The sequence below is a fragment of the Mammaliicoccus sp. I-M35 genome (assembly GCF_022386455.1).
GTDB lineage: Bacteria > Bacillota > Bacilli > Staphylococcales > Staphylococcaceae > Mammaliicoccus > Mammaliicoccus sciuri_A.
Map to the genome: position 1 here is coordinate 273,973 of NZ_JAJNIL010000001.1, position 24,150 is coordinate 298,122.

At 32.3% G+C, this 24,150-nt stretch carries 27 protein-coding genes; 5 read left to right on the top strand and 22 right to left on the bottom strand.

The annotated features are described in order from the left end of the window. Positions 1-66: 66 nt before the first annotated feature. Complete coding sequence (locus LQ679_RS01345; RefSeq protein WP_025904177.1) at positions 67-669, bottom strand: superoxide dismutase; 603 nt, start codon at positions 667-669, stop codon at positions 67-69. 164 nt (positions 670-833) lie between these two features. Here LQ679_RS01345 and LQ679_RS01350 point away from each other — a divergent pair, with 164 nt between their 5' ends. Genes LQ679_RS01350 through LQ679_RS01360 form a run of 3 tightly spaced genes read left to right on the top strand, consistent with a single transcriptional unit; the run spans position 834 to position 3,304 of the window. Then, positions 834-1,589 (top strand): DUF1189 family protein, encoded by a 756-nt coding sequence (locus tag LQ679_RS01350; protein ID WP_239761997.1) that lies wholly within the window; start codon positions 834-836, stop codon positions 1,587-1,589. A 41-nt stretch (positions 1,590-1,630) separates the two neighbouring features. Then, complete coding sequence (gene ispG / locus LQ679_RS01355; RefSeq protein ID WP_239762041.1) at positions 1,631-2,722, top strand: flavodoxin-dependent (E)-4-hydroxy-3-methylbut-2-enyl-diphosphate synthase; 1,092 nt, start codon at positions 1,631-1,633, stop codon at positions 2,720-2,722. Between the two features lie 18 nt (positions 2,723-2,740). Then, positions 2,741-3,304 (top strand): 5' nucleotidase, NT5C type, encoded by a 564-nt coding sequence (locus LQ679_RS01360; protein WP_025904179.1) that lies wholly within the window; start codon positions 2,741-2,743, stop codon positions 3,302-3,304. 390 nt (positions 3,305-3,694) lie between these two features. On the opposite strand, the gene LQ679_RS01365 is transcribed toward LQ679_RS01360, so the two are convergent. The 5 genes from LQ679_RS01365 to LQ679_RS01385 form a co-directional block, all read right to left on the bottom strand. Next, a complete protein-coding gene (locus tag LQ679_RS01365) occupies positions 3,695-4,108 on the bottom strand; it encodes a Fur family transcriptional regulator (protein ID WP_037588307.1) in 414 nt (137 codons plus the stop codon). After that, complete coding sequence (locus LQ679_RS01370) at positions 4,071-4,952, bottom strand: metal ABC transporter permease (RefSeq protein WP_037588309.1); 882 nt, start codon at positions 4,950-4,952, stop codon at positions 4,071-4,073. Before LQ679_RS01370 ends, LQ679_RS01365 begins: the two co-directional genes overlap by 38 nt. A 100-nt stretch (positions 4,953-5,052) precedes the next feature. Then, positions 5,053-5,859 (bottom strand): metal ABC transporter ATP-binding protein, encoded by an 807-nt coding sequence (locus LQ679_RS01375; protein WP_025904183.1) that lies wholly within the window; start codon positions 5,857-5,859, stop codon positions 5,053-5,055. 246 nt (positions 5,860-6,105) lie between these two features. Then, positions 6,106-6,996 (bottom strand): deoxyribonuclease IV, encoded by an 891-nt coding sequence (locus LQ679_RS01380; protein WP_239761998.1) that lies wholly within the window; start codon positions 6,994-6,996, stop codon positions 6,106-6,108. A 9-nt stretch (positions 6,997-7,005) separates the two neighbouring features. Further along, a complete protein-coding gene (locus LQ679_RS01385) occupies positions 7,006-8,340 on the bottom strand; it encodes a DEAD/DEAH box helicase (RefSeq protein ID WP_239761999.1) in 1,335 nt (444 codons plus the stop codon). Between the two features lie 149 nt (positions 8,341-8,489). On the opposite strand from LQ679_RS01385, the gene LQ679_RS01390 reads away from it, so the two are divergent. Continuing rightward, positions 8,490-9,458 carry a 4-hydroxy-3-methylbut-2-enyl diphosphate reductase gene (locus LQ679_RS01390; RefSeq protein ID WP_239762000.1) on the top strand — a complete coding sequence of 323 codons (969 nt, stop codon included), beginning with the start codon at positions 8,490-8,492 and terminating at the stop codon, positions 9,456-9,458. 29 nt (positions 9,459-9,487) lie between these two features. Here the strand turns inward: LQ679_RS01390 and LQ679_RS01395 are convergent, their stop codons facing one another. The 7 genes from LQ679_RS01395 to ccpN all read right to left on the bottom strand — a co-directional run bounded on the left by LQ679_RS01395 (position 9,488) and on the right by ccpN (position 16,138). Beyond that, entirely contained in the window at positions 9,488-10,579 is a 1,092-nt protein-coding gene (locus LQ679_RS01395; RefSeq protein ID WP_239762001.1) for a Nif3-like dinuclear metal center hexameric protein, read from the bottom strand. Further along, a complete protein-coding gene (locus LQ679_RS01400) occupies positions 10,579-11,244 on the bottom strand; it encodes a tRNA (adenine(22)-N(1))-methyltransferase (RefSeq protein WP_196307524.1) in 666 nt (221 codons plus the stop codon). Before LQ679_RS01400 ends, LQ679_RS01395 begins: the two co-directional genes overlap by 1 nt. Positions 11,245-11,298: 54 nt before the next feature. Next, positions 11,299-11,652, bottom strand: a complete 354-nt coding sequence (locus tag LQ679_RS01405; RefSeq protein ID WP_025904189.1) for a c-type cytochrome — start codon at positions 11,650-11,652, stop codon at positions 11,299-11,301. A gap of 100 nt (positions 11,653-11,752) precedes the next feature. Continuing rightward, complete coding sequence (gene rpoD, locus LQ679_RS01410; RefSeq protein WP_025904190.1) at positions 11,753-12,862, bottom strand: RNA polymerase sigma factor RpoD; 1,110 nt, start codon at positions 12,860-12,862, stop codon at positions 11,753-11,755. A 26-nt stretch (positions 12,863-12,888) separates the two neighbouring features. Continuing rightward, on the bottom strand, positions 12,889-14,661 hold the full coding sequence (gene dnaG, locus LQ679_RS01415) for a DNA primase (RefSeq protein ID WP_025904191.1): 1,773 nt from the start codon (positions 14,659-14,661) through the stop codon (positions 12,889-12,891). Between the two features lie 11 nt (positions 14,662-14,672). Beyond that, positions 14,673-15,488 (bottom strand): pyruvate, water dikinase regulatory protein, encoded by an 816-nt coding sequence (locus LQ679_RS01420; RefSeq protein WP_037588325.1) that lies wholly within the window; start codon positions 15,486-15,488, stop codon positions 14,673-14,675. Between the two features lie 14 nt (positions 15,489-15,502). Beyond that, a complete protein-coding gene (ccpN, locus tag LQ679_RS01425) occupies positions 15,503-16,138 on the bottom strand; it encodes a transcriptional regulator CcpN (RefSeq protein WP_037588327.1) in 636 nt (211 codons plus the stop codon). A gap of 294 nt (positions 16,139-16,432) precedes the next feature. On the opposite strand from ccpN, the gene LQ679_RS01430 reads away from it, so the two are divergent. Continuing rightward, on the top strand, positions 16,433-17,821 hold the full coding sequence (locus LQ679_RS01430) for a glycine--tRNA ligase (protein WP_204188565.1): 1,389 nt from the start codon (positions 16,433-16,435) through the stop codon (positions 17,819-17,821). 102 nt (positions 17,822-17,923) lie between these two features. Here LQ679_RS01430 and recO read toward each other — a convergent pair whose 3' ends face one another. The 9 genes from recO to floA all read right to left on the bottom strand — a co-directional run bounded on the left by recO (position 17,924) and on the right by floA (position 24,130). Next, positions 17,924-18,676 carry a DNA repair protein RecO gene (recO, locus tag LQ679_RS01435; RefSeq protein ID WP_037588328.1) on the bottom strand — a complete coding sequence of 251 codons (753 nt, stop codon included), beginning with the start codon at positions 18,674-18,676 and terminating at the stop codon, positions 17,924-17,926. A gap of 22 nt (positions 18,677-18,698) precedes the next feature. Next, positions 18,699-19,598 carry a GTPase Era gene (era, locus tag LQ679_RS01440; protein WP_037588330.1) on the bottom strand — a complete coding sequence of 300 codons (900 nt, stop codon included), beginning with the start codon at positions 19,596-19,598 and terminating at the stop codon, positions 18,699-18,701. Next, on the bottom strand, positions 19,599-20,003 hold the full coding sequence (gene cdd / locus LQ679_RS01445) for a cytidine deaminase (RefSeq protein WP_025904197.1): 405 nt from the start codon (positions 20,001-20,003) through the stop codon (positions 19,599-19,601). It lies immediately after the preceding gene. Between the two features lie 19 nt (positions 20,004-20,022). Continuing rightward, positions 20,023-20,370 (bottom strand): diacylglycerol kinase family protein, encoded by a 348-nt coding sequence (locus tag LQ679_RS01450; protein WP_107565597.1) that lies wholly within the window; start codon positions 20,368-20,370, stop codon positions 20,023-20,025. Beyond that, the gene (gene ybeY / locus LQ679_RS01455; RefSeq protein ID WP_025904199.1) at positions 20,363-20,824 is read right to left on the bottom strand and encodes an rRNA maturation RNase YbeY; all 462 of its coding nucleotides are present in this window, start codon (positions 20,822-20,824) and stop codon (positions 20,363-20,365) included. Before ybeY ends, LQ679_RS01450 begins: the two co-directional genes overlap by 8 nt. Before the next feature lies 1 nt (position 20,825). Beyond that, entirely contained in the window at positions 20,826-21,773 is a 948-nt protein-coding gene (locus LQ679_RS01460; RefSeq protein ID WP_037588335.1) for a PhoH family protein, read from the bottom strand. A 35-nt stretch (positions 21,774-21,808) separates the two neighbouring features. Further along, entirely contained in the window at positions 21,809-22,312 is a 504-nt protein-coding gene (locus tag LQ679_RS01465) for a PH domain-containing protein (protein ID WP_239762002.1), read from the bottom strand. Between the two features lie 102 nt (positions 22,313-22,414). After that, entirely contained in the window at positions 22,415-23,119 is a 705-nt protein-coding gene (locus LQ679_RS01470) for a hypothetical protein (protein WP_204169996.1), read from the bottom strand. 15 nt (positions 23,120-23,134) lie between these two features. Then, positions 23,135-24,130 carry a flotillin-like protein FloA gene (floA, locus tag LQ679_RS01475; RefSeq protein WP_025904203.1) on the bottom strand — a complete coding sequence of 332 codons (996 nt, stop codon included), beginning with the start codon at positions 24,128-24,130 and terminating at the stop codon, positions 23,135-23,137. Positions 24,131-24,150: the final 20 nt, after the last annotated feature.

Sequence of the window (24,150 nt, forward strand, 5' to 3'; positions counted from 1 at the left end):
GATTTCATTGCTCCACCCCATCAGGATGATTGTTTTATTAATCAGTCATCCAAATTTAAAGTCGAATTATTTTGCAGCTTGGTATAATTCGTTTACTTTATCCCAATTTACAACGTTCCAGAATGCATTAATGTAATCTGGGCGTCTGTTTTGGTAGTTTAAGTAGTAAGCATGTTCCCAAACATCTAAACCTAAGATTGGAAGTTTACCTTCTGAAATTGGGTTATCTTGGTTTGGAGTTGAAACAATCGCTAATTCGCCATTATCTACAACTAACCATGCCCATCCTGAACCAAAACGGCCAGCTGCTGCAGCTGCAAATTCTTCTTTGAATTTGTCTAATGAACCAAATGTAGAACTAATTGCATCTACAACTTCTCCTGAAGGCTCAGAAGCATTTGGAGTTAATAGTTCCCAGAATAATGAATGATTATAATGTCCGCCACCATTGTTTTGAACTGCAGTACGGATATCATCAGGAACAGAATTTAAGTTTTTAACAATATCTTCAATAGATTTGCTTTCTAAATCTGTACCTTTCACTGCATCATTTAATTTTGTTACATAAGTGTTATGGTGTTTCGTATGATGAATCTCCATAGTTTCTTTATCGATGTGTGGTTCTAATGCATCATACGCATATGGTAATTTTGGTAATTCAAAAGCCATAAAAAATCATCCTCCTCATTTGTTTTACATACCTATCTTATCAAGATTAAAGTTTTATAACAAATAATTTGTTTAATAAATAATCAAAAAATTTTTAATTCTTATGTATCGCCTTGCAACAGGTGTTTTTTAACATTATTATTAAGTGAAGAAGAGGTGAATTTATGCAGTATATAAAAGAGCTTAAAAGGTTATTTAAGCATCCTAGTAAGTATCCAATGTTTAGAATTACGAAGTTAAGATACATATTCCTTCATATATTATTATTAAGTTTGATATTAATCATACCTAATTCTATTCAATACATACAAATCACTCAAAATTTATCAACGTTAGTCAATGATGAAGTGACAGAAATTCCTGATTTTGAAATCGATCAGAACAAAATGATTTTATCACAAGATAAATCTATCCAATTAAATCATCATCAAACGGTAGAATTTACTCAATCTAATGATTTCGAGATGAAAGATCATCATTTAATCGTGTTTAAACCTAATCATATTGAGATATCAAATTATAGTGACTACACAGAAATTAGTTATGGTTCCCTATCTTCCCTTGTTACCAATCAAGACGATTTAATTAAGTTTATTGAAACGATAAATGATTCTAAATATTTTTACTTAAGTTTGATTGTTGTCTTTCTATTATTTATTCAATTTTTAAGCTTATCTATCAAAATTGGTATTCTAGCATTTGCTGGACATTTATTGGGAATGATGTTAAGAAGAAAGTCTCGCTTTATGACTTGGTTCAAAATGATGACATTTGTGATAACGCTTCCGACTTTAGTCCTATTATTAGGAATGATTACAGTGATTCCTTTATTAATAATTGCTTCATGGTGTATAATCATTTTAAGCATTGTTATGATTGCTATGTATTTACCTAAAGGAAAAAGACCTGCTAAAGTGTAAAGATTAGCAAATTTAAACAAAGGAGTCTTATCATGTCAGAAATCATTCATCGCACGAAAACGAGACCTGTTAAAGTTGGGGATTTAACGATTGGCGGTTCAGATGAAGTTATCATTCAAAGTATGACGACTAAAAAAACATATGATGTTGACGCAACTGTAGCTGAAATCAAACGATTAGAAGAAGCTGGTTGCCAAATTGTTAGAGTAGCTTGTCCAAATGAAGAAGACGCATATGCAATTAAAGATATTAAAGCGCAAATCAATATACCTTTAGTTGTAGATATTCATTTCAATTACAAATTAGCTTTAATTGCAATTGAAAATGGCGCAGATAAGATTCGAATCAATCCAGGAAACATTGGTAGACGTGAAAAAGTTGAAGCAGTTGTCAAAGCATGTAAAGAAAAAGGTATTCCTATTCGTATTGGTGTTAATGCAGGATCATTAGAAAAACATATTATTAAAAAATATGGCTACCCTACTGCTGATGGTATGGTTGAAAGTGCATTACATCATATTAAAATACTCGAAGATTTAGATTTTCATGACATTATCGTATCAATGAAAGCAAGTGACGTAAATTTAGCTATTGAAGCATATACGAAAGCAGCTCAAGCTTTTGACTACCCATTACATTTAGGAATAACTGAAAGTGGCACATTATTTAATGGAACGGTTAAATCGTCTGCAGGATTAGGCGCTATACTAAGCTTAGGGATTGGAAATACGTGTAGAATTTCTTTATCAGCTGATCCAGTCGAAGAAGTTAAAGTAGCGAAATCTTTACTTAAAGCATTTGGTTTAGCGAGTAATGCTGCTACATTAATTGCTTGCCCTACATGTGGACGAATTGAAATTGATTTAATATCGATAGCTAATGAAGTAGAAGAATATATTTCAAACCTACAAGTCCCATTAAAAGTAGCTGTACTTGGTTGTGCAGTTAACGGTCCGGGTGAAGCAAGAGAAGCTGATATCGGCATTGCTGGTGCACGTGGTGAAGGATTACTGTTTATGAAAGGTAAAACCGTTCGTAAAGTACCTGAAAAAACAATGGTTGAAGAATTAAAAAAAGAAATAGATAAATTAGCAATTGAAATGGAACAAAATAAAGAAACTCAAAAAGCATAAAGTAAAAGGTGAATTTTTATGAATCAAAAGCCAAGATTAGGTATAGATATTGACGGCACAGTTACATGTCCAAAAACATTTGTACCCTATTTACAAAGAGATTTTAATCAACAACTTAAATATGAAGATATTACAGAATACAATTTAGCAAATGTCTTAAACTGTAAAGAAGAAGAAATGTTGAGTTGGTTTAAAAATAATGAATCACATATATATCAACACTCCCCTGTTGCAGAAGGTGCAAGAGACATTTTGAATCAACTAAAAGATGACTACGAACTTTATTATATAAGTGCAAGACATCATTATTTAGAAGATATTACGAAAGAATGGTTTCAATCACATCATATACCATTTGATCAAATTACATTAACAGGTAGTCATAATAAATTAGAAGTGACAAAAGAACAGAATATCGATATTTTCTTTGAAGATAAATTAGATAACGCAGAAGATATCAATCATTATTTAAATATCCCTGTTTTCTTGTTTGACACACCTTATAACCAGAAAGATTTACAAAATGGTATATATAGAATTAAAAATTGGCATGAAGTATCAACGTTACTTAATAGAATATAGTTAAAAACCTGGCCCATATATGAGATGGACCAGGTTTTTTCATGTATTGTGTAATTAAATGGTCGGCTAACGATCTTGTTTTCGAGTCTTGATCGTTAGCGTACATAATTTTTTATTTTTAGCATATAAAGTGTCGGCTAACGATCTTGTTTTGTTTTCTTGAACGTTAGAATTTCTAACGATCTTGTTTTCGAGTCTTGATCGTTAGCGTACATAATTTTTTATTTTTTGCGTATAAAGTGTCGGCTAACGATCTTGTTTCATTTTCTTGAACGTTAGAATTTCTAACGTTCTTGTTTTTGAGTCTTGATCGTTAGCGCATATTCAATTCTACCTGTTTCCCTCCAAATAAAAAAAATGGTAGCTCCTCAAGCTACCATTTTTCTCTTATTATACTGTTTTGCATTGCTCACATTTACCGTATACTTCTAATTTATGTGATGCTATTTCTACATTTGGTAATTGTTGTTTTATTGAATCCATTGGGCAAAAGTCTATTACTTTTGTTGTACCACATGATTCACAAATAAAATGATGATGATGGTGACTTTGACATGCAATTCTAAATTTCATTTCACCGTCTATTTCAGTACTTTCAATAATATTCAAGTCTTTAAATAAGTATAAATTACGATAAATTGTGTCAAAAGATAATCCATTATAATCATCTTTCAATGCTTCTTGAATATATTTTGCTGTGATGTATTTATCTTCATTTACAAACAATGAGATGATATCACGGCGTTTATTAGTGTACTTATGTCCATCATTTTTCAATATTTGAATGGCTTCCTCTACTTTCAAGATGATAGCCTCCTTTTTTAATCAATACTTTACTATACGCAATACTAGCAAGTAATTCTATAATCAATAATCCTACTATAATACCTCCTGGTGAAATATTCAAATAGAAGGATAATATCAATCCTAGTACTACTGAGATTTCACCGAATAAAATACTTAATGCGATTAACTGTTTAAACCCTTTTGCTAATCTCATACTTGTAGCGACTGGCAATGTCATTAAACTACTCACTAACAAGATACCAACGACTCTCATTGAAGCTGAGATAACAAGTGCAACAATGACAATAAATAATAATTGTATCCATTTTGGCATGCCAATAACTTTTGAGTACTCTTCATCGAATGATAATACAAATAATGACTTGTACAATAACATAACAAAGATTAAAACAATTACTGTAATAACGATAATTGTAAATAAATCACTTAAATTTACGGCACTAATTGAACCAAATAAATATCCAAATAAATCTTGATTAAATCCATTTGCTAAAGAAATGAATATAACACTAATTCCAATACCACCGCTCATAATAATGGGTATCGCGATTTCTTGGTAATGTTTATATTCAGTTCTTAATTGTTCTATTAATAGCGCACCTGCTATTGAAAAAATAATACCAAACCATATCGGATTTATAGTAGCAAACAATGGACTAACACTCATTAAAAACAGTCCCATTGATATACCACCTAGCGTCACATGGCTTAAAGCATCAGCAATGAGCGATAGCCTTCTAACTACAATAAATGCCCCTATTAAAGGTGCAATCAATCCTACTAAGATACCACTTATAAATGAATATCTTATAAAATCAAAATTTAAAAACGCATCAATCACGATATAACACTCCTTCATTCAGGAGCATAAATCTATCTCTCGTTTCAACTGACATATCCAATCTCCTTATTTAAAATCTATATATTTATTATGCTCGACGTTAACTTTGTACTAATTCTTCAACTTCTTCATGTGCACAACAGTCACGATCATGTTGATGATCGACAAATTGTACGGGATGTCCATAGATTTTAGATATTGAGACTTCATCTAATGATTTAAATGACTCACTTGTACCATGGAAATGTATATGTTGATTTAAGCAAGCTACTTTACTTGCTGTATCAGCTACAACACCAATATCATGCGTTACAAGAATGATTGTAATCCCTTCTTGCTTTAATTGCGTCAGTAATTGATAAAATTCTGAAACGTGTCTCGCATCAATACCTACAGTAGGTTCATCTAATATTAAAATACTTGGTTTAGAAATTAAGGCTCTAGCAATAAACGTTCTTTGCTGCTGACCACCTGATAACTGAGCAATATTTTCATTCTTAAGATCACTTATGTTTAATCGTTCTAATATGGCATCTACTTGTGCAGCATCTTCTTTATTAAACCATTTAAAAAGACTTTTATTTTTAGTTAAGCCACTCATAACAACTTCTTTCACTGTCGCTGGAAAGCCAGAACTAAAAGCATTAGATTTTTGTGATACGTAACTAATTTTTTCCCAAGATTTATATTGATTAATTTTTTTACCACTTATTAAGATATCACCTTTTTGTAAAGGTAATAACCCTAATATCAGTTTCAGTAAAGTCGATTTCCCAGAGCCATTTGGGCCAACTATTGCCAAGAAATCTCCTTTATAAATTTGTATATTAATATGGCTAAGTGCCAATTTATTTGGATAGCTATAACTGATATCTTTTAACTCGAAAATCGGTGTTTCTTTTTCCATCTTCATCACCTCGTCTATAGAATACTATACAATGAATATGAAAGAATGTAAATAGTAATGTTTACGAACAAAAAAGAGTCTGGGACATAATGTAATGTCTCAGACTTTTCTAGTATCTTGGCAGTAGATGTCTGAATTGAAAATGCGCTTGTACCAAGCTTTTTTCAACTCTAGTCATCCTTGCCGGGGCGGGACTACGAAATCTTTTTATACAAATTAGATTTCTGTCCCGCTCCCTGAATAATGTTATTGATTAAAGATTTTTTCTTTTAAATCTGGATCGAATGTACCATTTTTAATCATTTCGATTTCATATTTATATGGTGGTTTTTTATTCTTTTTGTCATCACCAACATATGGTGTTTCTAAAATTTTAGGTACTTCTTTAAATGCATCATGATTAACGATATAGTGCAATGCATCATAACCTATTGATCCAAAGCCAATATTTTCATGTCTATCTTTTCTTGCACCTTGTGGATTCTTACTGTCGTTGACGTGAAGTACTTTAATACGGTCGATACCAACGATTTTATCAAACTCATTTAATACGCCATCAAAGTCTTCTTTAACGTTGTAACCAGCATCATTTGTATGACAAGTATCGAAACATACAGATAATCTTTCATTATGGTTAACACCATCAATGATTTGTGCAAGTTCTTCGAATGTTTTACCACATTCAGAGCCTTTGCCTGCCATTGTTTCCAATGCGATACGTACATCATTATTATTTGTTAATACTTCATTTAAACCTTCAATAATTTTTTGAATACCTTTTTCTTCACCAGCACCAACATGAGCACCTGGATGAAGCACGATGTCTTTAGCACCTAATGCTTCAGTACGTTCAATTTCTGATTGTAAGAATTCAACACCTAAATTAAATACTTCTGGTTTAGTTGTATTTGCAATATTGATGATATATGGTGCATGCACAACAATGTTAGATAAACCATATTCTTTCATTGCTGCTTTACCATTTTCAATATTTAAACCTTCAATTTTTTTACGTCTTGTGTTTTGTGGAGCACCTGTATAAATCATAAATGTAGAAGCATTATAACTTGCCGCTTCTTCTGCTGCTTGTAATAGCATCTTCTTACCACTCATTGAAACGTGTGATCCAATTAACATATTTGACACCTATCCTTTTCTACTTTGTCTTTTTGTTCTCTTAGAATGAGCTTTCTTCTCTTTAAATTTCAACTCATCTAATTCTCGTTTAAATTTCTTCTTATAGCCAGGTTTTACTTTATTTTTATTGTTTCTTTTAATTTTTTGTTTTAGTGATTTTTCAATATTATCTTCTTTTTTAACACGTTTCGTACGATTTTGACGATCTTTAATTTCTACAAATTCATCGTTTTTAATATCGACATGTTTAAACTTGTAATTATGCTTCTCAATTTGTGTAATTAAATCATCTTCATCTGGTGTATATAATGTAATAGCGATACCTTTATAATCACCACGACCTGTACGACCAACTCTATGTGTAAAGAAGTCTATTTCTTTAGGTAAATCATAGTTGATAACGTGACTTACGCCTTCAATATCAATACCACGTGATGCTAAATCACTTGCGACAACAAATTCAAAGTCTAATTGTTTAATACGTTTCATTTGTTGTGTTCTTTCTCTAGGTGACAAACCACCATGGATAACCCCAACTTTATAGCCTTCTTCTGATAAATACGCAACTAATTCATCGGCTCTATCACGGCTATTAGCAAATATGATTGCTAAATAAGGATTAATCACATTCATAACTTTTAAGACTTTTTCTTTTTTCTCAACACCTTTAGTTGGTATTAAGTAAAAGTCGATATTGTCTTTGTTAGATGATGCTGTTTCAATTTCAACAAATTCAGGATTACTTAAATATTTATTTAAGAATGGATGTAATGCTTTAGGAATCGTCGCACTAAATACTGAAATTTGTGCGTTTTCATCTAATCTACTCGCAATACTATCTACTTTAGGCATAAATCCTAAATCAATCATTAAATCTGCTTCATCTACAACTACTGACTTCGCTAGATGTAAATCTAAAGCACGCTCTACAGCCATATCATCAATTCTATTCGGTGTACCTACAACAACATGTGGTGTATTTTTAGATTTATCGATATCTCTTGATTTATCTGTTCCACCAATGTATAGGCTAACTTTTACACCTTTTTTAAATTGAGTTAAATGTGAAGCTGCATCATATAATTGCTTTGCTAATTCTCTTGTTGGTGCCAAAATAATCACTTGTGGTTCTTTTATATCGACGTCAATTTTATCAAATAATGGTAGTAGAAATGCGTGTGATTTCCCTGTACCAGTTTGAGATTGTCCTATTATATTAGATCCTTTTTTAATTTTGGGTATAACTCTTCGCTGTATTTCTGTTGGCTGGTTAAAATGTAAATCTTTAACGGCCTCTACTAATTCATTTTCTATTTGAAAATGTTCAAACGGATGCTTAGACATAAGCGACCCTCCTCGTTTCTTTTTCACTTCATACATTATATAGTAAATGCGCACTTTATGATAGGCTAAAAGATTTATTTTGAATTTTTATTTCGTTTCTTTAAGACTTGTGTGTTTGTTATAATAGACATTAATAAGGAGGGCAATTTATGGAAATTATAAAGATTACCCCTAGAGGCTATTGTTACGGTGTTGTAGACGCTATGGTTATTGCTAGAAATGCATCTTTAGATAAGTCACTTCCGAGACCCATTTATATACTTGGCATGATTGTTCATAATAAACATGTGACTGATGCCTTTGAATCTGATGGCATTATTACGTTAGATGGTCCGAACAGATTAAAGATTTTAGAACAAATTAATGAAGGTACCGTTATATTTACTGCGCATGGCGTATCACCTGAAGTCAAAAGACGTGCTAAAGAAAAAGGACTCGTTTGTATAGATGCGACATGCCCAGATGTAGATAATACACATCAGTTAATACGTGACGTTAAATCAAATGGCTATCACGTTATTTATATTGGTAAAAAAGGACACCCAGAACCTGAAGGCGCAGTTGGTGTAGCACCTGATATCGTACATCTCGTTCAAACTTTAGAAGATATCAATGCCTTGCCAGAAGCATTAATGAACCAAAAACTCATCGTAACGAATCAAACAACTATGTCACAATGGGATGTTAAACACCTTATTGATGAATTAAAAGTTAAATATCCTCATATTGAAGTACATGAAGAAATTTGTTTAGCAACACAAGTTAGACAAAAAGCTGTTGCCACACAAGCAGATCAAGCAGATTTACTCATTGTCGTTGGTGATCCTAAAAGTAATAATTCAAATAGATTAGCCCAAGTATCTAAAGAAATCGCACATACAAACGCATATCGAATCGCTGATTTGAGTGAATTAAAATTAGAATGGCTACAAGACATCGAAAGTGTAGCTGTAACGGCAGGTGCTTCAACACCAACACCTATCGTTAAAGAAGTCATTGATTATATTAAAAATTATGATCCGACAGAAGTACAAGACGTAAACTTAACAAGTAATGTACCTGTTGAAAAAATATTACCTAAAATTAAAAAGCCTAAACCTGTAAAAATAATGGACTAAAAAAACTGCCGAATTGACTCGGCAGTTTTTTACATATATTGATAAGGATCTGTATTAATAGAAGATGTTAACACTTTAATCGTTCCATTTGTCCATTCTTCTAATAATGACTTTAATCCTTCTTTCATAACATACTCACTATAATGATTAACATCTAAAACATTTATATCATCCATTAGTGCATCTAATGCTTCGTGATGTTTAACGTCTCCAGTAATAAATAAATCAGCTTGTTGTGCTTTAGCTAAATTTGCATATTCAATACCCGCACCACCAACAATTGCGACGCGTTTTATTTGCGCTGATTGGTCTCCTATAAATCTAACTGCTGGTATAGCGAGCTTTTCTTTATAGTTTTGCACAAATTCATTTACTGATTGCGTTACATTTAATTCTCCGATAATTCCTAAGCCTACAGAAGATGTTCTCGACATTTTGATGAAATCATAAACGGGTTCTTCATATGGATGCGTTTGAATAATGAGTTCTTTAGCAAGTGCTAAATCTTTCTCATCAACCATTAATTCTAGTTTCGTTTCATAAACCGTTTCAGTCTTATCTGCTTGTCCAAGATGTGGATTAGCTGTTGCACTAGGTTTAAATTGGCCTTTACCTTGTGACTGGAAAAATACTTCACTGTATTCTTCTGTTTGAGCTAAATGATGTTCATTAAATGCAGTTTTCATTGCTTCAACGTCTTGATCAGGTAAGAAAATTTGTACTTTATAATATGATTCTTGTTGTTCTTCTAATACTTTCATATTACTTAATCCTATTTGTTGTCCAATCATGTAACTAACGCCTTTAGGATGTACATCAAGATTTGTATGAAGTGCTATCAAATTGATATCATTTTGAATCAGTTTACGAATAATAGGACCATAGCTTTTATCCGTAATATTTTTAACACCTTTAAAAATAAGTGGATGATGTGCAATGATCGTATTGATATTGTTTTGAATGGCTTCTTCTACAACTTCTGACGTACAATCTAATGTTGTTAATACACCGTTCACTTCACTTTTTTCTGTACCAATTAATAAACCAACATTATCCCAAGATTCACTCGTTGAAAATGGAACTTGTTTATCAATTTCGTGTAATAGCTCTTGAATAATCATTAAAGCACCTCTTTTATTTGAAGTATTTGTTGATTAATTTCATTATACCTATTTTTATCCTCATGATGTTCTAATTGTTTACTAATTTTATTAAGTGATTCTAATTCTCTTTGCCATTTTTCATGGAATAAATCATTTTTCTTGGCTAATAATTTAGGACCAAATTTTAATTCTAATTCATTTAGGTCCATCTCACCTTTTTTAGCCACTATGATTTCATATATATGTTTTTTATCTTTTATGAGTTGTTCATCAACGATTTGATAACCAATGCTTTGTAATACTTTTCTAATTGGTAACGCATGAATATTAGCTTGTAAAATTAAATCAGGATACCCTGATAACTTATGCTTTCCTTCTTCAATAATTTGAGCAATTAATGGACCACCCATGCCACAAATTGTAATCGCATCAATTGATTCATCTACTACTTCTAAACCGTCGCCCAGTTTAACTTCAATAAGTTCATTCATACCATATAATTTAGTATTCTTTTGAGCAGCAAGAAAAGGTCCTTTGACAACTTCTCCAGCAATCGCTTCTTTAATTAATCCATTTTGAATTGCGTATATAGGTAAATATGCATGATCGGAACCGATATCTGCTAATTTATGATGATTTAAATATTCACTTACCTTCATTAAACGTTTATTTATTTGGATCATTATTTTTCCCTTTCATTAAAAAAATCTTTTGCAATAGCAAAAGATTTTTTTGTGTTATTTAGCGCCATCTTTTAAGTACTTGACAAGTGTGTCTAAATCTTTATTTGAAATAGTAGCTTCGTCATGTGCAGGCATTGAACCTTTACCTTCACGAATGATTTTTTTCATTTCATCGGCACCTTTTTTGCTTCCAGCTAATTTAGGTCCCATTCCACCTTCAAGATTTTGTCCATGACAACTTGTACAATTGTCCTTAGCGAATGTAGCTGCATCAAACTTTTCAGTTTTAGCACCGCCACCGCCTTCTTTTTCTTCCTCTTTGTTAGCACCATGTGCTGACATGAAGAATATTAATCCTACACCGAGTAGTAAAATCAGAATAAACGGGATAACAGGATTACGATTCATTCATACAACCTCCCTTTTGTTAAACCTTCATACAATTATATTTTATATTAAAACAAGGCATTGTCAAAGGCTTTTTGGGATTAATATAAACTTTTCATGTTTAATCCATAAAATCTTTCAAACGCTTACTTCTAGATGGATGTCTTAACTTGCGTAATGCCTTCGCTTCTATTTGACGAATACGTTCTCTTGTAACACCAAATACTTTACCAACTTCTTCAAGAGTTCTTGTTCTACCATCATCAAGACCAAATCTTAATCTTAATACATTTTCTTCTCTGTCAGTTAATGTATCTAATACATCTTCTAATTGCTCTTTAAGTAATTCATATGCAGCGTGATCAGATGGACTTTGTGCATCTTGGTCTTCAATAAAGTCGCCTAAGTGACTGTCATCTTCTTCACCAATAGGCGTTTCTAATGACACTGGTTCTTGAGCAATTTTCAGAATTTCACGAACTTTTTCTGGTGGTAAGTCCATTTCTTCACCAATTTCTTCAGGAGATGGATCTCTGCCTAAATCTTGTAGTAATTGACGTTGAACACGAATCAATTTATTGATTGTTTCAACCATATGAACTGGGATACGGATTGTACGTGCTTGGTCAGCAATCGCTCTTGTAATTGCTTGACGAATCCACCATGTTGCATATGTTGAAAATTTAAAACCTTTGTTAAAGTCGAATTTTTCTACGGCTTTGATTAGACCCATATTACCTTCTTGAATAAGGTCTAGGAATAACATACCTCTACCTACATAACGTTTCGCGATACTTACAACAAGTCTTAAGTTCGCTTCAGCAAGACGTGATTTCGCAACTTCGTCACCTTGCTCGATACGTTTAGCTAATTCGATTTCTTCTTGTGCAGTTAATAAATTGACGCGTCCGATTTCTTTTAAGTACATTCTTACTGGGTCGTTTATTTTAACACCTGGAGGAGCACTTAAGTCATTTAAATTTAGTTTGTCATTTGTATCACTTGAATCTTTTTCATTAATAAGATTGATTTCATTCTCATTAATTAAATCAAAGAAATCATCCATTTGATCTGGATCCATCTCGAAGTTTTGCAATTTATCTGCAATTTCTTCGTGACTCAAATGTCCTGCTTTTTTACCTTGTTCAATTAATTGGTGCTTAACTTGTTCAATTGTAAGCACTTCTTCATTATTAGCGCTATTAATTTTGTTTAATTCTTTATCAGACATGAATAGGCCTCCCGGGTTATTAACTCTTACATTCTATTCCGATTATATTGTACAATTTGTTCTAAATACTGCCTTTGCAGTGCGATATCGCCTGCTTGCATTGCTTTATTCAATTGTTGATTCAAATATTCTATGGAATTTTCTTTGTGTTCGTTAGGACTGATAATCCTAATGTAGTCTTCGATTTCTTCTGTCTCTGGTTCATCATTGATTAGCAATGAATCTAGATACATAACCGTTTCAATGATTTGATGTTCTTCAATGTAACTTGAAAAATCACTTATGTTAAAAACATCGTTATTCTTATAATACCCATTTAAACGTGAAAAAATCACTCTATTATTCAATGAAGTGAAGTCTTCTTGATTAATCCTAGAATGATATTCTAAAAATAGCTGTTTATGATTCATAAAATGTTTTAACAACGCTTGCTCTGCTCTACCGACTTTATCAAGTTTTTTTTCCTTCATTTCAGGAACGAAATTATTATAATCGGTATAATTTTGAACAATATTAGGCGAAAGTCGATTTTTTAGACTGTTAACATCTACTTTATACAAATCTGCTACTTGTTGCAATACTTTTTTTCTTAAAAATTCCGATTGAATCAGATTGATGTCATGAATCAACTCTTCAATATGTTGTTCATGTTTTAAATCATTATTTTCGTTGGCATAATATAATTGTTGCGCTTTAAATGCAACATATGATTGTTTTTGCCCTTCAACAAATGATTTGAAAGCATCACTTCCGTATTCTGTAATATAATCATCAGGGTCCATCGTTTTTGGTAAATTGACAACAAAGACATTTAATCCTTCATTTAATAAGTCTTTACCAACATTTATGGCAGCTTCTTTTCCTGCGAAATCTCCATCATACAGTAAAGTTACATTAGATGCCAGTTTTTTGACCATCGTAACATGTTCTCTAGATAATGCCGTACCCATTGTTGCTACAACTTGTTTAATATCCGCTTCAAACGACTTTATGACATCCATAAATCCTTCTAACAGAATAACTTCATCATTTTGTCTTATAAATTTCCTTGCTCGATCAATGTTGTATAACATTTTTCTTTTTTGGAAAATAGGTGTTTCTGGACTGTTTAAATATTTCGGCGATTGATCGGTATACGTTCGACCAGAGAAACCAACTGTCTTACCTTGGAAATTTAACAATGGAAAGATGATTCTGTCTCTGAATCGGTCAAAGTAATCAAACGTTTCATCATTTCGGCTTAACAAACCTGCTTCATAAGCAAGTACAGCATCATAACCATTTTTCTCTAAAAAGTCATGCGTGAATTTCGAATGGTTTGGTGCATATCCAATCTTTCTATCATTAATCAATTCTTCCGTGAAACCTCTAGATTTCAAATAGTTTAAAGCTGCCTCACCTTCTTCAGTATGCTTCAATATATAATGGTAGTTATTTGCCATTAACTCATGCATTTCAATCATTTTGATATGATCATCCACAATACCTTCAGTTGGTGCTGTTTCTTGCTTTTCAATATGAATATCTACTTTATCACCCAGTTCTCTTACTGCATCAACAAATGATATTCCTTTAATTTCTTGAATAAACTGAAAGACATTGCCGCCTTTCTTACAACCAAAGCAATGACAAATTTGTTTATCTTCAGATACTGAAAACGACGGTGTCTTTTCATCATGGAAAGGACATAATCCTATATAATTACGTCCTCTTTTTTCTAGTTTCACATATTCACTTACGACATCTAATATGTCATTCTTCTCACGTATTTCATTTATTAAATCTTGTTCTATACGCATCCTGTCACCCTTTAACGGTTTTGTTGTGTAATGATTTTAATAATGTCATTTGCTGTTTCTTCTATTGCCTTGTCAGAAACATCTAGTACAGGACAGCCAATTTTCTCAACAATTTCCTCGAAGTATCTTAATTCTTCTTCGATTCTGTCATCTTTCGCATAATTAGCATCATCACTTAAACCTAATTGAATTAATCTTGCTCTTCTAATCGCATTAAGGTTTTTTTGATTAATTTTTAAAGCGATACATTTCTTTGGATCAATTTCAAATAATCCTTCTGGTGGTGCAACTTCAGGCACTAATGGTACATTCATTACTTTATAACGTTTATGTGCCAAGTATTGTGACAATGGTGTTTTTGAAGTTCTAGATACACCAATAAGAATGATATCAGCTTTTGGTAAGCCGCGTGGATCTCTACCATCATCATATTTAACCGCAAATTCGATTGCTTCAATTTTCTTGAAATAATCTTCATCTAATTTATGGATATTGCCTGGCTCATTAAGTGGGGCTTCATTAAGTTCATTGCTTAATATGCTCATCAATGGACCCATAATGTCTACATTTTCAATATTATTTTCTTCTAATTTTTCTTTTAAGTATAATCGCATTTCTGGTTTAACCAATGTATAAACGACTATTGATTTTTGTTCTAATGCTAATGATACGACTTCATTAATATTACTTTCATTCTCTATATATGGTAATCTTACAATATCTAAAGCATTTCCTTCTGTCTTATATTGAGACGTACATGCTTTCGTAACAAGCTCTGCCGTTTCTCCTACTGAATCGGATGCTATAATTATTCTTATCTCTTCCATTTAACTAATTCCTCCTACTCATCTTCAATAAGTGAAACAAATGCTCTTGTGATCGTTGTTTTTGTAATTCTGCCTTTAACTTTCATTTTGTCGCCTTTAAGTTTTTTGACAACAGGTATCGCATCTATTTGTTTATCAATTAATAATTTAGCTGCATAAATCAATAAATCATCTTCTAAACATACTGTTATGTTTGGCATTCTGCTCATATTAATACTAACCGGTGTATCTTTTAAACTTTGACCACCTATTGCTGCCCTCAGTAAATCTTTTCTTGAACATACGCCAATTAAATTGCCTTCTTTATTTATAACAAATAATGTGCCGACATCTTCTAAAAACATCTTACATATTGCTTCATATACAGAAATACTTTCTTCTATTACAACTGGTATCGCCATCGATTCTTTTACGGTCATTTTTTTAATTGAATCACTTAATAATTGTGTACTTGATTTCCCTGTATAAAAATATCCTACTCTAGGTCTTGCATCAAGATAACCTGCCATTGTTAAAATTGCTAAATCTGGTCTTAAAGTTGCTCTTGTTAAATTTAGTCGTTCAGCTATTTTTTCTCCTGTAATGGGTCCATTGTTCTTAACAATTTGTACAATTTGTTCTTGTCTTTGATTTAATTCGATTGCTCTCACCCCTTCGAACACAATTCAGATAGATTAATTATAACATGTAACGCAAATATTGCTCAATTTGAATATCTGTTTTCACTTGATAACTCTCCCATACCATGCTATATTTTAATTAACTTTGAAATAAAAGCGAGTTAAGGATGGTGAAAGCTTAACATTAAAGTTTTGGCTTACAAAATTTTATAAAAAGTGAGTGGCTACACTAATTTGGGTGGAACCGCGGGTAATATACTCGTCCCAAGGCATTATTTGATGATGTCTTGGGGCTTTTTTAATTTAATTGAGGAGTGAATTTTTATGGCAAAAGATATGGATAAGGTAGTAACATTAGCAAAACATAGAGGGTTTGTATTCCCTGGTAGTGAAATTTATGGTGGTTTAGCAAACACTTGGGACTATGGTCCACTTGGTGTTGAACTAAAAAATAACATTAAAAAAGCATGGTGGCAAAAGTTCGTTCAACAATCTCCATACAACGTTGGACTAGATGCAGCTATTTTAATGAACCCAAGAACTTGGGAAGCTTCAGGTCACCTATCAAACTTTAACGATCCAATGATAGACAACAAAGATTCTAAAATTCGTTACAGAGCAGATAAATTAATTGAAGATTACATGCATAATGTTGAAGGTGATGAGAACTTTATCGCTGACGGTATGAGCTTTGATGAAATGAAACAATTAATCGATGATAAAGGCATCACTTGTCCTGAAAGTGGTACAGCTAACTGGACAGACATTCGTCAATTCAACTTAATGTTCAAAACATTCCAAGGTGTTACTGAATCTTCAACAAACGAAATATTCTTACGTCCTGAAACTGCACAAGGTATTTTCGTAAACTATAAAAACGTTCAACGTTCTATGCGTAAAAAATTACCATTCGGTATTGCGCAAGTTGGTAAATCATTCAGAAACGAGATTACACCTGGTAACTTCATCTTCAGAACGAGAGAATTCGAACAAATGGAACTTGAATTCTTCTGTAAACCTGGTACTGAAATTGAATGGCAAAATTACTGGAAAGACTTTGCTGCAAAATGGTTAATAGATTTAGGTATTAAAGAAGAAAATACAAAATTACGTGACCATGACGAAGATGAATTAAGTCACTACTCAAATGCAACAACTGATATCGAATATAAATTCCCGTTTGGTTGGGGAGAACTTTGGGGTATCGCTTCAAGAACAGATTATGACTTAAAACAACATAGTGAATTCAGTGGTGAAGACTTCAAATATCACGATCAAGAAACAAATGAAAAATTCATCCCTTACTGTATCGAACCATCATTAGGTGCTGACCGTGTAACATTAGCATTCTTATGTGATGCATACGAAGAAGAAAATGAAGGTGAGAAAGATCAACGTACAGTATTGCATTTCCACCCTGCTTTAGCACCTTATAAAGCAGCAATCTTACCATTAAGCAAAAAACTTTCACCAGATGCTATTAAAGTATATGAAAAATTAAGTGAAAGATTTGCAATCGACTTTGATGAGTCACAATCAATCGGTAAACGTTACCGTAGACAAGATGAAATTGGTACACCATACTGTATCACGTTTGACTTCGATTCATTAGAAGACAACCAAGTTACAGTACGTGACAGAGACACAATGGAACAAGTACGTATGCCAATTGATGAAGTTGAAAACTTCTTAGCTGAAAAAATCAGATTCTAATACTAAACAAAAACAGAGCAAAAACTTATTATCTAAGTTTAGCTCTGTTTTTTTATGATTAAGTTGTTAAGAAACCATTACGAAACACTTCACATAAGACTTTTACATTTTTAAGTTTTCGAGTTGGTTGAGTAATTTTTTGGTTCTAAATACAACTCCAACGTATTCGTCATACATGTTATCGATTAAAGTTTGTATTTCTTTTTTGACTTGTTCGTTTATTTTAAAACTGTTTAAATGTTTGATCGGTAATTGATACATGAGATTCATAAAATATAATGCTCTATTAGATATTCGATATGCATGTTCATCATGTATTAATGCTTGATTGCTAAGTGGTCCGTTATATTTGAAACTATAGGCATTTAATTGCTGTTGATCCATATCTCCTGTTACAACGCATGCATTGAAAGTTGGTTCATAACCATATTTAGGCATACATTTCAACGCGACAATCATGCTCATCGTATCTGCATCAACGCCTCTTTCTACTGCTTGGAATACACCTAACAATAATTCATAAAAGAATACATCGTGTTCTTCCGCTTCTAACGCCTTATCTACGACTTCTATACAATATGCACCATATGCACTTTTAAAAATATCGGATTGCATCGTTCTATGACTGTTTATAATATCAGCAGATGATAGTGTGCCCATTCCTTTAAACTTCGAAAAAATAAACAAGCCATGTACAAAGGGCTGAGTAGCACCTTGTAGTGGATGACTTGTTTTTTTAGCACCACGTGCCATTAATGGAACTTTATGACCGTGTTCATTTAATATAGTGATGATTTTATTGTTTTCACCATAATCTACAGAGCGAATGACAAATCCTTCTTGTTTATAAAGCATTATATCATCGCCTCCATTCTAGTTAATACTCGTCTTCTCTATAACCAATTTGTTTGATGAAATTAGGTTTATTACGCCAATCTTTTTGTACTTTAACCCATAAATCCAAGTATACTTTTGAGCCAAGTAGCATTTCAATATCTCTTCTTGCACGTTTACCTATTTCTTTAAGCATTTTACCGCCTTTACCAATGACAATGCCTTTTTGAGAGTCTCTTTCAACATAAATTGTTGCTTCTACTTGGACTTTCTCACCTTCTGCTTTTGTCATTTTATCGACGTTCACACCGATAGCATGCGGAATTTCTTGATTCGTAAGGTGTAATGCTTTCTCTCTTATCAACTCAGCAACAACAAATTGTTCTGGGTGATCAGAAATTTGGTCTTTAGGATAATACATTGGACCTTCTTCAAGGTACTTTTTAAATTGTTCTAGTAGTGTCTCAATGTTTAACCCTTCTAATGCTGAAATTGGAATAATTTCTGCAAAATCCATTGTTTTTTGATACTTTTCAATTTCAACTAAAAGTTGATCAGGGTGAATTAAATCTATTTTATTTAACACTAAAAATACTGGTGTTTTCGTTTGTTTCAACAATTCGATAATGTATTCATCGCCTTTACCGATACTTTCATCAACATTAACCATAAACATGATTAAGTCTACTTCTTTTAAAGTATTTTTAGCAATTTTCATCATGTAGTCACCTAAAGCATGTTTAGGTTTATGAATACCTGGTGTATCAATAAAAATCATTTGAGCATCATCAGTTGTTAATACACCTTGCACTTTGTTTCGAGTCGTTTGTGCTTTATCAGACATTATCGCTACTTTATGACCAATAACTTTATTCATAAAAGTAGATTTACCAACATTAGGTCTACCTATAATAGATATAAACCCTGATTTAAATTCATTCATTTATTCTAGATCCTTTCCTGAGAAACCTAAAGGTAATAATTCATTAACTGTAGTTTCAATTCTTTCATTTGTTTGATGTGTTAAAAATACTGGCATGTCATCATCACATAACTCTTTTAACACTTGTCTGCATGTGCCACATGGAGATGATGGTTTATCAGCATCTACTGTAACTGTAATACATTTGAAGTCTCCCGGTCTATACCCATCTGACATTGCTGCAACGAGTGCAGATCTCTCAGCACAAATTGTTGATGGGTAAGCTGCATTTTCAATGTTAGCACCATAATAAGCTTTACCATCTTTCGTTACTAAATATGCACCTACATTAAATTTAGAATATGGTGTATATGCTCTCTTTTGTGCTTCTCTTGCACCTTCATACCACTCTTGTTTGAATTCCATACCATTTCCCCCTATATGTTTATATTATTTTTGGTAAAAATATCATTATCCCGATTATTGCAGCCATTATTGATGTTAATAAAACGGCTAATGCGGCTGTATCTTTAGCATGTTTAGCAAGTAAGTTATATTCATCCGTAAACATATCTACTACATACTCTATAGAAGTATTGAGAACCTCTACAATGAGTACACTAAATATTGCAAATAAAATCCATAACCATTCAAATGTATTGAGATTTAATATTAAACTAACAATCAATACAAGTACAGCGAATATAAGATGTAATAAAAAGTTTTTATCTTTTTTGAGAATCGTCACTAAACCTGCTAAAGGAAATTTAAAGCGATTTACAAATTTATTCACGTGTTAATCCAAATTCATTTAATATTTCATCTTGTCGAGAAAACATTTCTTTTTCATCTTCTTCAGTCATATGATCATAACCTAGTAAATGTAAAAATCCATGTAATGCTAAAAATCCTAATTCTCTACTCAAACTATGATTATAAGACTCAGCTTGCTCTTTAGCAACTTCAAGACAGATGATAATATCACCTAACACTCTAGGCATATCTAAGCCTTCTATTTCAGGTTCATCTTCTTCTAATGAAAATGAAATAACATCTGTTACTTTATCTTTATCGCGATAATCACGATTGATAGCTTGAATCTCTTCTTCATCGACAAATGAAATTGAAAGTTCTGCTTCTTCAGTAATATTTTCCTTTTTAGCAGCAAAAGTGAGCAATGATTCAATTTGATTTTTTGTATCTTCATCAATTACTTGTTGCTCATCTATAAAATCCATTGTTAGCATATTATTTCTCCTCTTCGTATGCGTTTATTATTTTACCTACTAATGGGTGTCTCACAACGTCTGTTTGTTCTAAGTATGTCATTGCTATACCTTTTACACCACTTAATCGTTGATCGGCTTCAATCAGTCCACTTTTCACACCTTTAGGTAAATCGATTTGTGTACGGTCACCTGTTACAACCATTTTTGAACCGAAACCTAATCTTGTTAAGAACATCTTCATCTGTGGGTGTGTTGTATTCTGAGCTTCATCTAGGATTACAAACGCATCATCTAATGTTCGACCTCTCATATAAGCAAGTGGTGCGATTTCTATCGTACCTCTTTCAATTAAACGTGATGTTTGCTCAGTTCCTAACACTGTATGAAGCCCATCATATAAAGGTCTTAAATAAGGGTCTACTTTTTCTTTTAAATCACCTGGTAAGAAACCTAATGATTCACCCGCTTCGACTGCAGGACGCGTTAATACGATACGTTTCACTTGTCCTAGGCGCAATGCCCTTGCAGCCATTACAACAGCTAAGAACGTCTTCCCTGTACCTGCTGGACCTATACCGAATACTAAGTCATTGTTCTTTATATTATTGATATATACTCTTTGACCCATTGTTTTAGCTCTTATTATTTTACCATTACTATCTTTAGTGATTTCTTCATCATATAAATTAATGAGTTGATCGATTGTTCCTTTGTCAGCCATTTTAACCGCTGCTTGTACATCATTAATCGTTATACTCGCACCACTCTCAATTACTTTTAGTAAGTTCAATAATACTTTTTCAGCTTTTTCAACATTTTCTATACGTTTACCACGGACAGCAATTTCTTGTCCACGTGTTAATATATCCACCTCGAGTTCATTTTCAATATACTTTATGTGCTCATCTCCGTTACCCAACAGAGCTTGAGCTTGATCCATATTCTCGATTTGAATTAATGTAGGCATTAAATATCTCCTTTATAAGTTGAATTGTTGACACTTTAAATGTACCAAACCTTATTGTAACGTGCAATCTTATGCACTTTATTTTGTATATTATTTAGTTTTTCACGTGCAATAATGAGATTTCTAACTTTTTCATATTCATGTACTCTATTGCTATTATTTAATTTAATTTTAGGATTAATTCGAATTAATGTAATAATAAACTCACGTTCTTCAATTGGACTCACTTTTTCGACCAATTCACCTTTTGAAACAATTTCTAACATGCTATTACCTTCTATAGATTTAGTCATATTAATTTGATCGATATCAAAAATATTGTAACGATTTTTGAATAATCCTCTTCTTATGGATAAAAAATGCTCTTTTATTGTGTATCTTTCAAAAAGAATGTTTAAAATTATAAGAAAAACGAGAATAAAAGTAATAAATATTAAATACTTATTACTAATAAAAAGCGGTATTAAAGCAATAAAAAATAATAAAATCGAAATGATAATAGATAATATACTCTGCTTTTTCTTAAATACCATTTTCATCACACCCTCTTGAATCCTACCTTTATTGTAAGTCTAAATGGTATTTTTGTGAATAAAAAACAAGCTGAGACATTACATTATGTCCCAGCTTGTTTATATTCGTTATTTTAATTCATTTGGTCTTTTTAAAATTTCTGACCAAATGATACCATTTACGACTTGGTTTTCATCAACATTGATTGCTTCATCGTTAAACTTATGTTTACTGTTTAAATAGAGTTGTTTAACCATCGCTCTTCTCGTTCTTTCTGAAAGTTGCGTGTTGTTGATAATTTGCTCTGCTTCTTTTTCAACATCATCTATACTTTCACGCTGTACATTCATTAAAGACTTTTTCTCTTCTTGGCTGTATGCCAATAGCTGTTTGATTGCTTCTTGTTGTTTTTTAGGTCTATTTTTATGAATTTGCTCTTTCTTCTGATTGATATAAGCATTCTCATGCTCATTAGAAGTTTGCTCTGGTTGTTGTTCTACTTTATGTGATTGAACAGCAGGCTTTTCAACATCTATATTATATTGTTTAAGATGATTGGCAAGTTGATCTGCTAAGTTTTTATAATGGCCAGACATTCGTTCAGTTGAACTTGTTTCTGCTTTTTGTTTATAAGTTTCATACTTATTAACTAACTCTTTTAATTCTTGCTCAGCAGATTTTTTCTTATCTTCAGCTTGTCTATTTACTGGATTTTGTCTTTGTCTTGTTTGAGGTTGCTTATTTTTCTTTTTATTTTTAGAAGCGCCTTCGATTATACCGCTCACGACACTAAAAATAACCCAAATAACAAAGATGATAATGCCTATTTCCATTTTAAATCACCTCTCTTATTGGTTCGGTGAATTAGAATCTTGTGGCTTTGTACTCTTATTGATTGCTTCTCTCATGCCAGTGTCAGCTTCTATATTTTTTAAATTATAGTAGTCTTTAACACCTAAATTGCCTGATTTAAGTGCTTCTGCCATTGCAAGTGGTACTTCTGCTTCTGATTCAACAACTTTAGAACGCATTTCTTGTACTCTTGCTTTCATTTCTTGCTCAGTAGCAACGGCCATTGCACGACGTTCTTCGGCTTTAGCTTGTGCAATATTTTTATCAGCAAGTGCTTGTTCAGTTTGCAAGTCTGCACCAATGTTTTTACCGATATCCACATCAGCAATATCAATTGATAGAATTTCAAATGCTGTACCTGAATCTAAACCTTTACTTAATACTGTTTGTGAAATACTATCTGGATTCTCAAGTACTTTAGTGTGATGTTGACTTGAACCAATTGTTGATACAATACCTTCACCAACACGTGCGATAATTGTATCTTCACCAGCACCACCGACTAATCGATCAATGTTTGCTCTAACTGTAATTCTAGCTTTTGCTTTAACTTCGATACCATTCATCGCAACACCTGAGATAAATGGTGTTTCAATTACTTTAGGGTTAACGGACATTTGAACAGCTTCTAAAACGTCACGACCAGCTAAATCAATCGCTGCCCCTCTTTCAAATACTAAGTTGATTTCTGCTCTTTGAGCCGCAATAATTGCATCAACTACTCTATCAACATTACCTCCTGCAAGATAATGAGATTCTAACTGGTTCGTTGTTAATGCTAAACCAGCTTTGTGCGCTTTGATTAATGGGTTAATAACACGTCTAGGTGATACACGTCTCAAACGCATACCAACTAAAGTACCAATACCTACTTTTACGCCTGCTGCAATAGCTGAAATCCATAATCCTACTGGTACAAATGAGAATAAAATCATAAGTAGTACGATTAATATGACAGCAATAATTACAAAAGCAATTAAACCTGATAACATATGCATTTCTCTCCTTGTCT

Bases quoted from the DNA above. Each gene is read 5' to 3' on its own strand.
- LQ679_RS01430 (WP_204188565.1), top strand. From the start codon at position 16,433: ATGGCAAAAGATATGGATAAGGTAGTAACATTAGCAAAACATAGAGGG.
- LQ679_RS01465 (WP_239762002.1), bottom strand. From the start codon at position 22,312: ATGAAAATGGTATTTAAGAAAAAGCAGAGTATATTATCTATTATCATT.
- LQ679_RS01385 (WP_239761999.1), bottom strand. From the start codon at position 8,340: ATGTCTAAGCATCCGTTTGAACATTTTCAAATAGAAAATGAATTAGTA.
- LQ679_RS01380 (WP_239761998.1), bottom strand. From the start codon at position 6,996: ATGTTAATTGGATCACACGTTTCAATGAGTGGTAAGAAGATGCTATTA.
- LQ679_RS01460 (WP_037588335.1), bottom strand. From the start codon at position 21,773: ATGCCTACATTAATTCAAATCGAGAATATGGATCAAGCTCAAGCTCTG.
- recO (WP_037588328.1), bottom strand. From the start codon at position 18,676: ATGCTTTATAAACAAGAAGGATTTGTCATTCGCTCTGTAGATTATGGT.
- LQ679_RS01420 (WP_037588325.1), bottom strand. From the start codon at position 15,488: ATGGAAGAGATAAGAATAATTATAGCATCCGATTCAGTAGGAGAAACG.
- LQ679_RS01405 (WP_025904189.1), bottom strand. From the start codon at position 11,652: ATGAATCGTAATCCTGTTATCCCGTTTATTCTGATTTTACTACTCGGT.
- LQ679_RS01390 (WP_239762000.1), top strand. From the start codon at position 8,490: ATGGAAATTATAAAGATTACCCCTAGAGGCTATTGTTACGGTGTTGTA.
- LQ679_RS01350 (WP_239761997.1), top strand. From the start codon at position 834: ATGCAGTATATAAAAGAGCTTAAAAGGTTATTTAAGCATCCTAGTAAG.
- era (WP_037588330.1), bottom strand. From the start codon at position 19,598: ATGAATGAATTTAAATCAGGGTTTATATCTATTATAGGTAGACCTAAT.
- cdd (WP_025904197.1), bottom strand. From the start codon at position 20,003: ATGGAATTCAAACAAGAGTGGTATGAAGGTGCAAGAGAAGCACAAAAG.
- LQ679_RS01395 (WP_239762001.1), bottom strand. From the start codon at position 10,579: ATGATTATTCAAGAGCTATTACACGAAATTGATAAACAAGTTCCATTT.
- LQ679_RS01400 (WP_196307524.1), bottom strand. From the start codon at position 11,244: ATGATCCAAATAAATAAACGTTTAATGAAGGTAAGTGAATATTTAAAT.
- LQ679_RS01470 (WP_204169996.1), bottom strand. From the start codon at position 23,119: ATGGAAATAGGCATTATCATCTTTGTTATTTGGGTTATTTTTAGTGTC.
- ybeY (WP_025904199.1), bottom strand. From the start codon at position 20,824: ATGCTAACAATGGATTTTATAGATGAGCAACAAGTAATTGATGAAGAT.
- LQ679_RS01360 (WP_025904179.1), top strand. From the start codon at position 2,741: ATGAATCAAAAGCCAAGATTAGGTATAGATATTGACGGCACAGTTACA.
- rpoD (WP_025904190.1), bottom strand. From the start codon at position 12,862: ATGTCTGATAAAGAATTAAACAAAATTAATAGCGCTAATAATGAAGAA.
- LQ679_RS01345 (WP_025904177.1), bottom strand. From the start codon at position 669: ATGGCTTTTGAATTACCAAAATTACCATATGCGTATGATGCATTAGAA.
- LQ679_RS01375 (WP_025904183.1), bottom strand. From the start codon at position 5,859: ATGGAAAAAGAAACACCGATTTTCGAGTTAAAAGATATCAGTTATAGC.
- floA (WP_025904203.1), bottom strand. From the start codon at position 24,130: ATGTTATCAGGTTTAATTGCTTTTGTAATTATTGCTGTCATATTAATC.
- dnaG (WP_025904191.1), bottom strand. From the start codon at position 14,661: ATGCGTATAGAACAAGATTTAATAAATGAAATACGTGAGAAGAATGAC.